This window comes from Ruegeria sp. CDSA141 (assembly GCF_059612005.1).
In genome coordinates this window covers 1-13,480 of the sequence record NZ_JBXWPT010000003.1, presented here as the reverse complement: position 1 = coordinate 13,480, position 13,480 = coordinate 1, and the positions used below count along the sequence as shown (strand labels likewise).

Below are 13,480 nucleotides of genomic sequence, written 5' to 3'. Positions count from 1 at the left end.
CCGATGCTTTGGTCAGGTTTTTCAAAGATAATTGAGCTTTTTGGTGATCCAGAAAAGGATTTCTGCCAAAACACCAATGGCTCCGGCTTTGTCTGTCTTGACCAAAGCTGTTCCTGACGTTCCAAATTGCAATGAATTACTGTCTGCATCCGCAGGTAGTTCAACCAAAACGATGTAGCTGGATATCCCAGCTAGTTCCCGCAATGAGGGAAGACCTGATCTTAGATCAACAGTACCTTCGACAGTTCCGACCGGAAAATCTGAAATACGGCCGGTAATTTCTCCACCGGGTTCCGTTCTAAATGCAAGCCGGATTTCGTCACCGACCGAAACATTGGCTCGACTGGATTGGGGAAGAGTAGCAATTATTGCATAGTCTCCCGGTTCGACAAAAGTAATTGCCCCTTGTAGCGGAGTGGCGCGGTTACCTGGTCGGAGTGAAACAGCCGTAACAACGCCGTTTCCCGGAGCTTTCACAACTGTTTGCTCTAAATCCCAAATAGCTTGCGCAAGCGTCTGTTCAGCCTCCACAACACCTGCGTCACGCCCGTCGATCTTCGCGGCGATACGCCGCTCAAGGCTTGTCTTCCGGGCTTCGGCTGCGCGGATATTCGCGGTCAACTGGTCGATGGTTGAGACAGCCTCTTGCAGTTGGAACGTGGTTGATGCCCCGCGTTCTTCCAAACGGATGATGTCATCACGACGTTGAATTCCGAAAGTCAGCTGAGCAGTCAAGGATTCAATCTCGGCCTCGGCAGCTGATAAATCTGATACCAGTTGATCGGCAGATGACTTTGCAGTTTCCAAGACGGCTTCGAGCCGAGAGACCTCGGCTTTATACACCTCATTGTCTATTCGAAACAGAGGCTCGCCTTTTGCGACTTCCTGGTTTGGCTCGACAATGACTTCTGTAACCGTGCCGGCCACATTCGGAGCAATATTCGTTGAAACACCCTGAATGGATACCGGGCCAGTCGGAGTTGTGTGGTTCAGCGCACCGATGACCACCAGAGCGATAACAGCAGCTACACCGTAAACCAGAGTTTTCCAGAACCCATTCCAGGGGAGAAGGTGAAACTTGGAAAAGACCAACCAGACTATTCCAAAGTAGAGGCCGAGTACTATTAACAAGACTTCATTCCTTCGTGATGTTTCCGGAAAGTTTGAACGACCACCCGAGCTTACGAGTGATCGCCCTGTTTGTCATGATGACTTAATTGTCGTTTTGCTCTTCCAACACTTTGCGGTTGGCTTCACGATGGCGCCACGCCGCACCCATACTTTCCTTCAGATTTTCGGGAAGCGCATCCAGAGGAACAACAAGATCGTCATCAACTGGCCACTCTGTCAGCAATTCAGGATGATATCCTTCGGGATAGTACAGCTTAGGATCGATCTCCATATCTCGCACGTAGGGTTCTTGAATGTCTTCACGCTGATGCGGCGGCTTGGGCACGATCAACTGACCATTGCTAAAGTCAAACTGCGGCGCTCTTGAGTTCGGAAACTCGGGCAATATGCCTTCGCGAACCCATATCTGATCTTTGGTGACGTTCACAACGATCCCGTCAGGCGCTCCAAAGTGATAGGGGCCTTTCCAGTGCTCTCGGATTTCCGCCACGGTTTCCTCGATCTGATATGGGTCATAGCTCATGTGAGTGTTCATCAGAAGCCTGGGTTGTACCAGATTGGCAATGTAGCCGGCAGCGTAGCTGGGCGTATGATGGGTATCGACGGTATAACGCCCGAGGAAGGGCGGCACGCCTTGAACTCCAGAGGAGATTTCGATGATTTCCTGCTGCTGTTCCGTGACGAAGACATCACAGCCTTTGGCAAAAGGAATGTCGATCATGTTGGGTCGACCGTCACCTGTCCAGATAAAGCACATGCCATTCCAGTCCATCCGGTATCCCGACGCACCGTCTTTGGCATGGCTTCTTTGCCAATGTGTGACTTTGACCCCGTCTTCGTCATAGATCACGCCACCATTGTCACGGAAATCAAATTCGTTGACTTCGATGTCCCAACCTTTGCCAACGGGAAAGACACTGAACGCGTCCCGGTGCCATCCGGTCATCATTTTCATGCCTTCTACCATCGTTGCAGTGCCGTACTCTTTGGTGCGGCCGGATGGGCCATGGACCGTCAACTGCTCGTGCCATCCACCTGCCCAAGTTCCGAACATCCACAGGTACGGCAACCCACCAAAGTGGTCTACGTGCAGGTGCGTGATAAAAACATCAGTGATTTCATTCAGTGCATATCCGCTGGCAATGATGTTTGCAGGTGAGCCTTCACCAATGTCGAACATGAAAATCTTACCGTTGCCCAGCTCAACAAGAATCGCCGTGTTCATTTGCCCAGGGCGAATGAACGGGGCAGATCCCATGAAGATAATTCTCATCTCATTGGGCTGTACATCTTCTGTGCGTGGGAACCAGTTTGCCGCGCTTTTCAACCACGGTTGTGGAGAGATGCCCTCAAAGGTCAGACCTTCTTTCCAACGCCCCATGGGGACGCCGCCGGTCAGTGCAGCCTCAATATCTTCTTGGGATGAGGGCTCCTTTACAGGAGGAGCCTGACCGAGCGTACTAGTGGCGAACAATGTCGCTGCGGCGGCGAGTGCGCCGAGTGGCTTAATCGATTTCTTGCATCTGTCTTGCAGCATATTTTCAGTCCTTTGTTCGAGCCTTTGTGAATATGGGAGCCACTTCTGAAATTGATTTCGGGACGATTTCTGATTGGATGACCCAAGAAAGATGTTCGGCGATTTCTTCAGCCAGGCCATCAAGGCTTTCCGTGACGGGATCGATCAGACATGCTGGAGTTGTTTTATTGACCTTCTGCGGTCTCTCCAACTCGGCCGAGAGCAGCTCGAAATCCTGGCAAAGCGTCTCAAATCCATGATGAGTCTTTCGCATGTGGCGGATGCGGTTGATTTGGTCAGGGAAAGTGAGTTCTAGTAAACTGACGTCTGTCATCGTCCGGCCACTTGGTTCCTCTCTGAGCACGAGCTTGAGGGCACAAGGCGTATCGCGGTAGGGTAACACCGTGAAATTAGGGTGACATCCAGTTGGTCAGGCGGCAGTATTGTTTTGAAAATACAGCAAAACTTGATTTGCGAGATGGCTGAGCAAGATCTGACACTTGATCCGGAACGGCATCCAACCCGCGTAAGGGAAGCCTTGGAACGCGTGTTGACCAGTGACACGTTCGCCAAGGCGGAACGCCTGCGGAACTTCTTGAACTACGTAGTTGAAGAGGCCATTGAAGGCAGGTCCGAGGCTATTCTTGGCAAAACGATCGCTCAGGATGTCTACTTCAAGAGTTTTGCCAGTGATGACGGCCACATCAATGTTGTCCGTGTGGATGCAGGTCGGTTACGGCGGAAGCTCCAACAGTACTATGAAACGGCAGGTGCTGGAGACAATCTGCGCATTCACATTGATAGCGGAGGCTACGCGCCTTGGTTCGAGGACCGCTCTGGTACAATTCGGAGCAATGTCGATCATACGCCATTCAGGCCAGGATTACCCTGGCTGATTGGCATCCCTGCCGTCACCATAGCGATCATTGCTCTTGCTTACTTCTTGGGCGGGCGCATGGAACAGGTTGTTGATCTCAACCCAAAGACATCCGCGCGCTCACTTGAGCGACAGGCTCTATCCGCTAAATCACCCGCTGCAGTACAGGCGTCAAACTACTGCGATCAAGCTCGGGGCCTGCTCTTTCCAATCGCAACTATCGATAACCAGATCCTGGCCAGCGACATATTTAGAATAGCAATAAATGAGGCTCCCGATTTTTACTGTGGATATGCCGGATTGGCCCATAGTCTGGGAACCCAGGCTCTACTAACGCGAGACGAGGAAGAGCGTGACGCGCTGATACTGAATTCAGGACAAATGGCTCAGAAAGCTGTGGACATTGCGCCCTCAAACGGTTGGAGCCAATCGGCAATGGCATGGGTATCTTACGTTTCCCGCGACTATGACAGGGCATTGGAGTATTCAGCACTCGCGCAGTCGCTTCGACCCAATGACGGAAACGTTCTGGACTTTCGCGGCGTGATACTACTGGTTATGGGTCGCTTTGAAGAAGCGTATGACGTCAGCGACCCAAGCCACCGCAGAGAGATAGGAAGTCATCGGTTTGCCCACAGGAACATTCACGCGGTTGCCAGTTTTCACATCGGTGATTTTAGGGAAGCAATCGCGTCTTTGAAATTTGCGAGTGACAATGGTGACCCCGTCAGTGCACTGTCTTTGGTATTTTTGGCGGCTTCCTATCAAAGGTTGGGCAAATCCAAAGAGGCACATGCAACCTTGAATCAATTGAAACAGTCGTGGCCAGAGTTCAGGCCAGATCTTGTTCTAGCAGCATTTTATTCCAGTCCAAATCTATCGGACGAAGTGATTTCAGCCCTAACAGATGCGGGATGGCGGTTTTAAGATATTCCTTTTCGAGCCATGGTTGGAGACAGGCACATGTGCGTAAAGTGTGTTTTACCGCCAACACAGGAGAACACATCCTGGTAGTGTTAAGGTACGCCGAAAGCGGTCATCGGAATTTGTTGTAGCTAACGGCAGCTTTGTCCGCATTGCGGAACTACGGGTAGTTTTCTTGAATGTCCACTTTCGGCCAAAACCAACGTCGGCACACACAAGGCGAAGGCAAATAGTGCTTTCATGGTCTGTTCCTTTTTAATCAATTCACGGATTGAGCGGCAGGAAATGTCCAACTGCCATCCAGAACTTCGAGCCCCGGACGATAGAGCCGCACGGTATAGTTCCACCCGTCCATGACGGGCAGGCAGTTTACTGTATCCGTGTCACAGCCGCCCAGATGTACCGTCATGCTGCCGTCATCGTTGGGTGTTCCGGTGATCGAGTTGACGCTGTAAGCATCGCTCGCGTTCTCCTCAAAGAAACCTGCTGCATTATAAAGGCTGACAGACCAGAACGCCCCAACCGGCACGTCTGCCGGGACGTCGATCTTGTAGGAGCCGACGGGCAGGTTTGGTTCGACACTTACATAGAAGGCCTCGGTTTCCGGCAAGCCACCCCAGCCGGCCGCCGTGCCGATGAAATGGCGCACTGGATCAACCTCGGACTTGGCACCAAAGGCGCGCGTTGCATCAGGCGCAAATCGGCCCAATCTCAGGGTCTCTGAGATCAAGTCCTCCAGATCCTTTTCATTGTAATCTGGAGCGATGAAGGGGTTAGACGACGCCGCATTGATCGACATCGCGTCCTGGATCGCATTAACGGCAGCCACGTCCTCCGGATCTGACGCGTCCACCAGTATGCGCATGAACACAATGACATAAGGGGTGTCGAATGTCGATGTATCCAGCGTGTAGGTGCCACCGCCAAAAATGACGTCGTTGATATAGTGGTCCTGGTTCACAATCATCGCGGTCATATAGCGCTCACCCACCTCGGGCAGCGTCAGAGTCGCGCCCTCGCTGATGTCGACGACGGCCGTGCTGTAAAGCGTGTCACGGTTCATGCGGATCGTCGGCTGGTTTTCCACCGGTGTTGGTGTGCGGAAATGGAAAAATTCATTAACACTACCGGCCAGTGAGACGTATTTGTCCAGCTCTGCATCCGTCGCTGCACGGGTAAAGTTATCAACCGTAACCGGAATTTCCCGACTGTCGACAAGCGCGTCAAGCGTGGCGCTTGTGGATTGTGCCTCGGCGCCACCAGAGACCAAGGCGGCAACGCAAAGGGCTGTAACAAACGGCGCGGATTGGGAAAGTCGTTTTAGCATAGGGTTGTTCCTTGGTTCGTTCAAAGCAAAATGTTTACACAGGTCACTAAAGAGGCCACTAAGGACGGTGAAGTTGCTGTGGCGTCACCGCAGCATTTTACCACCGTGCGCGTCTCATGCGTTGTCACAGATCATATGTCCCGCTTTCCGCCCTTTCTTCCAATTCGTGGCTATCACCTCGTTTGTCACTTTGGGCTCCGAGAGGACCCTGGAGCCGTTGCAGAAAGGGTCCTTGCCCCGCCAATAACTGATCACACGGATCGGCCCTTTCCGGTCCTTCGTTGTAGTGTCAAGCGTTGCGGTGCAGCTTCACCAGACCGGCTATTCGCTGCACACGCGAAACTAAGGTCAATTCAAACTCACGCTATGTGCGACGATGTAGCCATTTAGCTCTTTAGGCTATATGGCTGCTTCAATTTGCATTAAGCCGCTGCTGTCGCTTCGATTTCGAACAGCAGTCCGGGGATCGCGAGGCGGGTCACACCCAGCAAGGTCATGGGGGGAGCCACATTATGCGGTCCAAAGCGCATCCCCATCAGGTCGAAGTTTTTCAGGGCCTCATCCACATCGGTGGCATAGATGCCGAGCTTGACGACCTTGCTCAGATCAATGCCTGCCCCTTTCAGCACGGCTTCCAGATTGTCTAAGGCCAAGCTGATCTGTGCGCGCATGTCACCGGGATGCTGCGGGGCGCCGTTTTCGTCCACGGCTGTTTGACCTGCGCAAATCACCTGGCGCGTCGCACCGTCGATCACTTCGGCCTGATTGTACCCCAGTTTAATCGACCAATCCCACGGGTTCACTGCTGTCCGTTCCATGTCGAACTCTCCTTGTTTTGCGCTACTGAAATCGGTGTAAACCTAAAAGGTGCCAAAAGTTGTCACCATTTGTGGTAAGGTGCCGATATGAACATTCGACTCAGACATGACACCATCGTGCGCAGCCTTCGCCGCCATGGCACATCGACTATTGATGCCCTTGCCGATGAGGTAGGAGCATCCCGCAGGACAGTGCTGCGCGATATTAGTGCACTGAGAGATGAGGGCTATGTGATCCATTCCGATGTCGGGCGCGGAGGTGGGGTGCAACTCGACCCCCAATCGATGCAGGCGACGGCCAAACTATCGGTGCCAGAGGTTTTCGCGCTACTCATTAGCGTTGCGGCGATGCGCGCGGCGGGGAACTTGCCGTTTTCGGAGATGGCCGATGCCGGGCTTGCCAAGATCGAAAAAGCCTTGCCCGGAGATAAGGTGCGCGATCTGCGCGCTTTCCTCGGCTGCCTGCATATTGGACAGTTGTCACCGCTTCAGGACTTATCCGATATGGGCAAAATGGCGCCCGAGCTATTACCCGCCTTCGAAGCGGCGTTTCTGGGTCGGCACCTCATCCGCTTTGGCTATCGCGACTCAAAAGGTCGCAACACCACACGCGAAGTGGAACCGCAAGCAATGCTGATCCTCCCGCCGCTATGGTACCTCGTTGGCTGGGACCCGATGCGCGACGATTTCCGTCACTTCCGTATGGATAGGATCAACAGCCCGGAAGCCGTTCCTGATAGCAGTTTTCGGCGGAGATATGTCCCGTTTGAAGACGACGTCTGCCCATATAGAGAATTGCAAATGTGATCGGCAAAGCGACGGGTCACTCGGCAGGCGCATGTATCCACTACAGTGCGGTGTGCAGTCTGCTACCGAAATAGCGTTTAAACCGCCTTGGACGATCAAGCATTAGCTGGAGCACAAGCTGTTCTCTTCCTGTTCTATTGTTTATGTGCAACTTTTGGAGGGGTCGACTTGCTTCAACCGGCAAGCTTCCTCAGCAATCGGTACTGCCTTGATACACGTAAGCTTTTGGATGTGCGACCAGACCCTAGAATGTGCCAAACGGAGAACAACATGAATGCTAACGCGGACAGCGGTCTGAAGGGCAATCGAGACGTTACAGATACTGAAGGTGACTATTCCATCTATCCGCACATGGATGGGATCAAAAGCTCGATGTCGTGGAAGCTTGGCTGTTATGGAGAACGCGGCGCTCTTTCCAAGGACATGATCGGGAGCTTGGCTGAACAGTTTGACCTGCCAACTAAGCTCGTAAGCGAACTCTCTGTGCTTCTTGGGAACTGCCTCAATAACGACGACGACATCGCAATCAATCTGACTGAGGTCCGACGCTCGCAAGCGATTGAACGAGGTCAAAAGCACCTCAAGCAACTTTTGCGGAAAGCCAAACAGAGTTCCATTGGTCCCCAAGAACTCCGGAAAGCATTGGGCTCGCTTTCGACTTATTTCGCGGCGACGCCAGAAGATGGAGACCTTCTTGACCAAGTCCTCGACAAGCTTGAGACCGCAACGACTCTCACTCAGGACGTCATAGATGACATTCGGCGCATCTGTGCGACGCCCGGCGCGGTTGCAGAGATGTCGCCACGAGACAAGCGGTTCTCGCGCGACAAACGCCGTCAGTACATCGTCGAGAGTTGCTGCTATATCTGGAAAGATGCCGGTCGCCCCCTGACCTATACGACATATTCAGACGGTCGCTCCGGAGGACAACGGCAAGGTCCGCTCGTAAGCTTTATCCAGGCTGCCGTGAGTATCATCACCGAACCGGAGCAAATCCTGAGCGGTGAGACGATCCGCGTGGATATTGACGATTTTCGCGACAAGCTTGGGCGCGAAGAGAAGGAGCGTTGGGGCCCGCCGGAATCGGGCAATCAATACACTTAGAATGAGCAAGCCTGCGTTGTCATGGTCATGGCATGACACGCGTTCCTGCCAAACCCCCATCTGACGACCACGCGCACCAGCAGGTTGAGACAGCGATAGGCCAGTTGGTCCGATTGCTGGCTGCCCAGGCAGTACGGGAACTAGGCCGGGATGCCTCTGACCAAAAGGAGGCGCATCAGGATGCCACAGATCACTTCCAAGAAGAACCGACCCCGCCAGCTTCTGACGGTGAAAGACGTCGCTGAACTGGACAATTGTTCCGAGAAGACGGTGCGCCGTGCGATTGCGTCAGGCCTGCTTGAGGTTATTCGGGTCGGCCCCGGCGGACGCCTCATCCGCATTGATCCGGCAGCACATGCCGCCTACCGGCAGGCACAGTACTGGTAGGTAATCACGACCATTAATGTACATTAATGTCAATAGCTTATGGCATTTTCGGGAAGAGGGCCTGCCCGTAAATTTCGGACTTTCTGTGCTACGCTTTTCCCGAATCGGACCTCCTGTCCACACCCGTCCACCCGAGACCTGACATGTCCAAAGGAACGCAGACCCGATGACTAGCCAGAGCCCCGTTCCATTTACAATAGCCTTCGTCAAAGCCGACACACCGATGTTTGCCGAGCTTATCGAACAGCTGCGCTCCGATAGCTCTCTGACAGACGGACGCCGCCGCGATATGATCTCCGGCCTGCGCCGTACATCCAAAGCCCTTGGATTGCCTCCTGAGGATGTGCCTTGCGATAGCCGCTGGTTGCAGTCCCGTCTGTCCAAAGTCACACCGGCTGCACTCGGTCTTTCACCAAAGAGCTGGCAAAACGCGGTCAGTGATGCGCGGGCTGCGCTCGCGCATTTCGGGCTGGTGGAACGGCGCTTCAACCGGATCGATGATCTGTCTCCAGATTGGCAAGCGCTCTGGGCGAATGTACTGGCGTCCGGCGACAAGACATTGCAACCCGCGCTCTGTCGCTTCGTGCATTTTTTGAACCGGCAGGGCGTTGAGCCTGCCAACGTATGTTCAGACCATGCCGCGGCCTATCGAGAAGCCCTTGTGCATAACGAGATCAGCAAATCACCGGATGTCGCATATCAGGCTGCGGTCAACGGCTGGAACCTGGCGGTCCGACGTATTTCACAATGGCCCAAGGCCACCCTGCCCCTGGAAACGCGCCAGAAGGTCATCACCTTTCCCGTGACAGCATTTCCTACGCCGCTCCAAAGCGAGCTTGCAAAATTGATGCATCTTCTAGCCACTCCGGACCCGCTGGCAGATGACGGTCAGAACAGGGCACTCCGACCCGCGACCCTGTCCCAATACCAAAGACAGTTGGTTCGGTTTGCCTCCGAACTCGTTCACTCTGGTATCCCGATCGCGGAGATTAGCAGTTTGTACACCCTGGTCGATCCGCTGATAGCGGAACGTGGTCTCCGCCAGATGCTATCGCGCACCAACAACCAGACCACAAAGATGATCAGCGAGATAGCCGCGTTGGTCCGCAACCTGGCCCGGATACTCAATGCACCCGAACACACCCGGGAATCACTGGCTGGGCTTGCAGCGCGTCTTGCGGTAAAACCTCAGAATGGCATGACCCAAAAGAACCGAAGCAGGCTACGCGTGTTGCAGGAGGAGCGACACCAGCTGCGCCTTCTGCTCCTGCCTGAACGGGTTTTCGCGCGACCAAGCGGCACCTCCAAGCCGTATGGCTGGGCTCTGGCGCGCGAAGATGCGCTCGCCATCGCCATCCTTCTGGTCTGCCCGGTTCGCGTGAAGAACCTGGCTGACATCCACCTGGAACGCCACCTGCACCGTCCCGGCGATGGCCGAGCCTACCTGGTTCTGGAAGGCGGCGAGACTAAAAATGAGCGACCTGTCGAGTTCGAGATCCCACGGGATGTATTGCGCATGATCGACGCCCATCTCAAAACTCGCTGTCCGGAACTCTGCCCCGCGGGAACGCCTTGGCTGTTTCCGCGCCGAAAGAGTTGCGATCCAATCGACCCGAACGCCCTTTCGGCACGCATCTCCAAACGGATCCGGAAGGAAACGGGGTTGGAGATGAATGCCCACCTGTTTCGGCATTTCGCGGTGATGAACTGGCTCGACGCCAATCCCGGCGGCTACGAGGTTGCGCGCCGTTTGCTCGGGCATTCGGAGGTCAGCCACACCATCAACATGTATTCCGGTCTTGAGGCACGGTCGGCGACACGCGCCTTTGCTGACCTGATCGATGCCAAGAAAGGGCGTCGCTGATGAGCCTTATTCTGCCGCTCGACGAATGGCCCGCGCAAGACCAGGAGATGTGGCTCAACCTTCAGGCGGGAGGTGGACCGCTTGACGATTGCGGCACGCTCTCACATCTACGCGCGACCTCGCTGAAGACTTTGGAGTTGCGCTATGCCCGATGGCTGCAATGGCTGATTACAAGCGATGCGAATGCGATCACACTGCCTCCGGCTCGACGCGCGACTCTGCCGCGCCTGTCCGCTTGGCTTCGGGACCTCTCACACACCCGGCCAATGACCCGGTTGATGTTCATTGACGGCGTTTTGCGTATCCTCTCCGCGGCTGACCCGACACAGGACTGGTCCGCTCAGCGGAGATTGAAAGCGGGATTGAAGCGCACCGCAGGACGGGGTGATCGGGATCGCAAACTTGGGCGTGTGTTGTCCAGCGAGGTTCTATTCCGTGCAGGGCTGATTCTGGCGACGGGTCATGCAGAAGCGGCGCCAACACCGCTGCGCTGTATGATGTGCCTGCGGGATGGCACCATGATTGCCATGCTGGCTTTGATGCCGATGCGGCGACGCGCCTTTGCCGGCCTTCGGATTGGCATATCCTTGCATGTCACAGCAGACACCATGACCGTCGCGCTCCCGGGGGATCTGACCAAATCAGGGCAGCCATGGGAGGCTGATGTTCCCCAGAGCGTTGAGCCTCTCTTGCGTCGTTATGTCAACGAAGCCCGCCCCTATTTTTTGGAGCGTGGCCAACAGCAGCACGATGTCCTATGGGTTGGCAAAACTGGCTTACCTTTCAAAGAAAACGCGCTAGGCCCCCGAATTGCTGATCAAACGCTTAAGCTGACGGGTTGCCGCATCCCACCGCATTTCTTCCGGGATGCCGCCGCAACGACATTGGCGCGCTCCTCTCCGGAACACGCAAAGCTGATCCGACCAATATTGGCTCATACGAGCTTCGGAACGGCAGAGCATCACTACATTCACGCCCAAACCATTGAAGCAGGCCGCGACTACGCGGATCTGATCAACCAGAAGAAAAAGGTCTGTCGATGACCCGAGTCGCAATCTATGCCCGTTTCTCCAGCCAGATGCAGCGAGACGCATCGATCGAAGACCAGATGCGACTGTGCCGGGAGCGGGCAGAACGCGAGGGCTGGAACATTGTTGAAGCCTATTCGGATTGGGCGGTCTCTGGCGCGTCCATGTTGCGTCCCGGGCTGCAAGCGTTATTCAATGCAACCCAGGAAAGACGGGTTGATCTGATCTTGGCGGAGGCGCTGGATCGCTTGAGTCGAGACCAGGCAGACATCGCTGCGATTTTCAAACGCCTGAGCTTTGCAGGGGTCGGCATCATGACTCTGACCGAAGGCGAGATCAGTGAGTTGCATGTGGGTCTCAAGGGGACCATGAACCAACTGTTCCTCAAAGATCTGGCAGATAAAACTCGGCGCGGTCTTCGCGGGCGGGTGGAGCTTGGACGCTCCGGTGGCGGCAACAGCTATGGCTACGACGTCGTCCGGCGTCTCGGGCCCGACGGCCAACCTGTTACGGGGGAACGAGTGATCAACGCAGCGGAAGCTGAGATTGTCCGGCGGGTGCTTCAAGAGTTCACCGAAGGGCACTCCCCAAAAGCCATTGCGCGCCGCCTCAACACCGAGGGTGTCCCAGGCCCCCGAGGTAAATTTTGGCGTGACACGGCAATCCGGGGGCACCGCACTCGTGGAACCGGCCTTCTTAACAATGAGCTCTACATCGGCCGCCTGGTCTGGAACCGGCTGCGTTACATCAAGGACCCCGAGACCGGCAGACGCGTTTCCCGTCTCAACGAGCCCTGCAAATGGATCATCACGGAGGTCCCCGAGCTGCGGATCGTCGGGGATGAGCTTTGGGAGGCGGTCAAACAGCGGCAAGGCGAGATCGAAGCCGATCCTCGCGTCAAAGCCATCAAGGAAACCCGGTTTTGGGAGAAGCGTCGCAAGAAGCACCTCCTGACAGGTCTTGCATTCTGCGGCACCTGCGGAGGGCCGCTCGCGACAGTCGGGCGCGACTACCTCGCCTGCTCTGCTGCCCGCAAACTCGGCACTTGCACGCACATGCAATCCATTCGCCGCAACGTTCTGGAAGACGCCGTTCTGAATTTGCTTCGTCAGCGTCTGATGCAGCCCGACGCAGTGGCCGCTTTTATCAAGTCCTTCAGCGAAGCCGCCAACGCAGAAGCAGGTACAGCGGAGGAAGTCCGGACCCGTCTGCAATCCGACCGGGACAAAGCTGCGCGCAAACTGAATGGGCTTTATGACGCAATCGCCGAGGGCATTCGCACCACCGGACTTCAAGCAAGACTCGAAGAGCTCGAAGCGGAGATCGCCGATCTTGTGGCGAAGCTCTCAGAACCTACGCCCTCACCGGTGCGACTGCACCCAAATCTGTCCGAACTCTATCGCTCCAAGGTCGCAGATCTGGCACAGGCGTTATCGGATCCGTCGATCCGTACCGGAGCCTTGGAGATTATCCGGGGCTTGATCGAACGTGTTACGATCCAACATGAACAGGATGGCGTGCAGATCGAACTGGAGGGTGTCCTGGCAGCAATGATTGGGCTGGCCCAGAATGAACAAAGCCGCCCTGAGGCGGCTTGTTCGAGGCTCTGTTCGACCAAGGTGGTTGCGGGAGTAGGATTTGAACCTACGACCTTCAGGTTATGAGCCTGACGAGCTACCGGGCTGCTCCATCCCGCG

General features: G+C 55.2%; 12 protein-coding genes and 1 tRNA gene. 7 read left to right on the top strand and 6 right to left on the bottom strand.

Annotation, left to right across the window (positions count from 1 at the left end):
* Positions 1–21 precede the first annotated feature (21 nt).
* From AC2FLP_RS06490 to AC2FLP_RS06480, 3 genes are all read right to left on the bottom strand, one after another.
* Positions 22–1,008: an HlyD family secretion protein gene (locus AC2FLP_RS06490; protein ID WP_496682339.1), complete on the bottom strand. Its 987-nt coding sequence runs from the start codon at positions 1,006–1,008 to the stop codon at positions 22–24.
* Between the two features lie 205 nt (positions 1,009–1,213).
* The gene (gntH, locus tag AC2FLP_RS06485) at positions 1,214–2,668 is read right to left on the bottom strand and encodes a guanitoxin biosynthesis MBL fold metallo-hydrolase GntH (RefSeq protein WP_496682337.1); all 1,455 of its coding nucleotides are present in this window, start codon (positions 2,666–2,668) and stop codon (positions 1,214–1,216) included.
* A 4-nt stretch (positions 2,669–2,672) separates the two neighbouring features.
* Positions 2,673–2,981: a hypothetical protein gene (locus AC2FLP_RS06480; protein WP_496682334.1), complete on the bottom strand. Its 309-nt coding sequence runs from the start codon at positions 2,979–2,981 to the stop codon at positions 2,673–2,675.
* Positions 2,982–3,125: 144 nt separating this feature from the next.
* On the opposite strand from AC2FLP_RS06480, the gene AC2FLP_RS06475 reads away from it, so the two are divergent.
* Positions 3,126–4,451 carry a tetratricopeptide repeat protein gene (locus tag AC2FLP_RS06475; protein ID WP_496682332.1) on the top strand — a complete coding sequence of 442 codons (1,326 nt, stop codon included), beginning with the start codon at positions 3,126–3,128 and terminating at the stop codon, positions 4,449–4,451.
* A gap of 256 nt (positions 4,452–4,707) precedes the next feature.
* On the opposite strand, the gene AC2FLP_RS06470 is transcribed toward AC2FLP_RS06475, so the two are convergent.
* Positions 4,708–5,775: a DUF1214 domain-containing protein gene (locus AC2FLP_RS06470; RefSeq protein WP_496682329.1), complete on the bottom strand. Its 1,068-nt coding sequence runs from the start codon at positions 5,773–5,775 to the stop codon at positions 4,708–4,710.
* Positions 5,776–6,197: 422 nt separating this feature from the next.
* Complete coding sequence (locus AC2FLP_RS06465; RefSeq protein ID WP_299902749.1) at positions 6,198–6,593, bottom strand: RidA family protein; 396 nt, start codon at positions 6,591–6,593, stop codon at positions 6,198–6,200.
* Between the two features lie 87 nt (positions 6,594–6,680).
* On the opposite strand from AC2FLP_RS06465, the gene AC2FLP_RS06460 reads away from it, so the two are divergent.
* From AC2FLP_RS06460 to AC2FLP_RS06435, 6 genes are all read left to right on the top strand, one after another.
* On the top strand, positions 6,681–7,400 hold the full coding sequence (locus tag AC2FLP_RS06460; protein ID WP_496682325.1) for a helix-turn-helix transcriptional regulator: 720 nt from the start codon (positions 6,681–6,683) through the stop codon (positions 7,398–7,400).
* Positions 7,401–7,670: 270 nt separating this feature from the next.
* Positions 7,671–8,504: a hypothetical protein gene (locus tag AC2FLP_RS06455; RefSeq protein WP_496682322.1), complete on the top strand. Its 834-nt coding sequence runs from the start codon at positions 7,671–7,673 to the stop codon at positions 8,502–8,504.
* Positions 8,505–8,684: 180 nt separating this feature from the next.
* Complete coding sequence (locus AC2FLP_RS06450; protein WP_496682320.1) at positions 8,685–8,891, top strand: helix-turn-helix domain-containing protein; 207 nt, start codon at positions 8,685–8,687, stop codon at positions 8,889–8,891.
* 166 nt (positions 8,892–9,057) lie between these two features.
* A complete protein-coding gene (locus AC2FLP_RS06445; RefSeq protein WP_496682318.1) occupies positions 9,058–10,755 on the top strand; it encodes a hypothetical protein in 1,698 nt (565 codons plus the stop codon).
* Complete coding sequence (locus tag AC2FLP_RS06440; RefSeq protein WP_496682316.1) at positions 10,755–11,798, top strand: tyrosine-type recombinase/integrase; 1,044 nt, start codon at positions 10,755–10,757, stop codon at positions 11,796–11,798. Before AC2FLP_RS06445 ends, AC2FLP_RS06440 begins: the two co-directional genes overlap by 1 nt.
* On the top strand, positions 11,795–13,447 hold the full coding sequence (locus tag AC2FLP_RS06435; RefSeq protein WP_496682758.1) for a recombinase family protein: 1,653 nt from the start codon (positions 11,795–11,797) through the stop codon (positions 13,445–13,447). Before AC2FLP_RS06440 ends, AC2FLP_RS06435 begins: the two co-directional genes overlap by 4 nt.
* Here AC2FLP_RS06435 and AC2FLP_RS06430 read toward each other — a convergent pair.
* Positions 13,404–13,480, bottom strand: a tRNA-Met gene (locus tag AC2FLP_RS06430). The genes AC2FLP_RS06435 and AC2FLP_RS06430 overlap by 44 nt on opposite strands.

Excerpts from the sequence above, each read along its gene's own strand:
- AC2FLP_RS06465 (WP_299902749.1), bottom strand. The coding sequence starts at position 6,593 with ATGGAACGGACAGCAGTGAACCCGTGGGATTGGTCGATTAAACTGGGG.
- AC2FLP_RS06480 (WP_496682334.1), bottom strand. The coding sequence starts at position 2,981 with ATGACAGACGTCAGTTTACTAGAACTCACTTTCCCTGACCAAATCAAC.
- AC2FLP_RS06455 (WP_496682322.1), top strand. The coding sequence starts at position 7,671 with ATGAATGCTAACGCGGACAGCGGTCTGAAGGGCAATCGAGACGTTACA.
- AC2FLP_RS06435 (WP_496682758.1), top strand. The coding sequence starts at position 11,795 with ATGACCCGAGTCGCAATCTATGCCCGTTTCTCCAGCCAGATGCAGCGA.
- AC2FLP_RS06450 (WP_496682320.1), top strand. The coding sequence starts at position 8,685 with ATGCCACAGATCACTTCCAAGAAGAACCGACCCCGCCAGCTTCTGACG.
- AC2FLP_RS06440 (WP_496682316.1), top strand. The coding sequence starts at position 10,755 with ATGAGCCTTATTCTGCCGCTCGACGAATGGCCCGCGCAAGACCAGGAG.
- AC2FLP_RS06475 (WP_496682332.1), top strand. The coding sequence starts at position 3,126 with ATGGCTGAGCAAGATCTGACACTTGATCCGGAACGGCATCCAACCCGC.
- AC2FLP_RS06460 (WP_496682325.1), top strand. The coding sequence starts at position 6,681 with ATGAACATTCGACTCAGACATGACACCATCGTGCGCAGCCTTCGCCGC.
- AC2FLP_RS06445 (WP_496682318.1), top strand. The coding sequence starts at position 9,058 with ATGACTAGCCAGAGCCCCGTTCCATTTACAATAGCCTTCGTCAAAGCC.
- AC2FLP_RS06470 (WP_496682329.1), bottom strand. The coding sequence starts at position 5,775 with ATGCTAAAACGACTTTCCCAATCCGCGCCGTTTGTTACAGCCCTTTGC.
- gntH (WP_496682337.1), bottom strand. The coding sequence starts at position 2,668 with ATGCTGCAAGACAGATGCAAGAAATCGATTAAGCCACTCGGCGCACTC.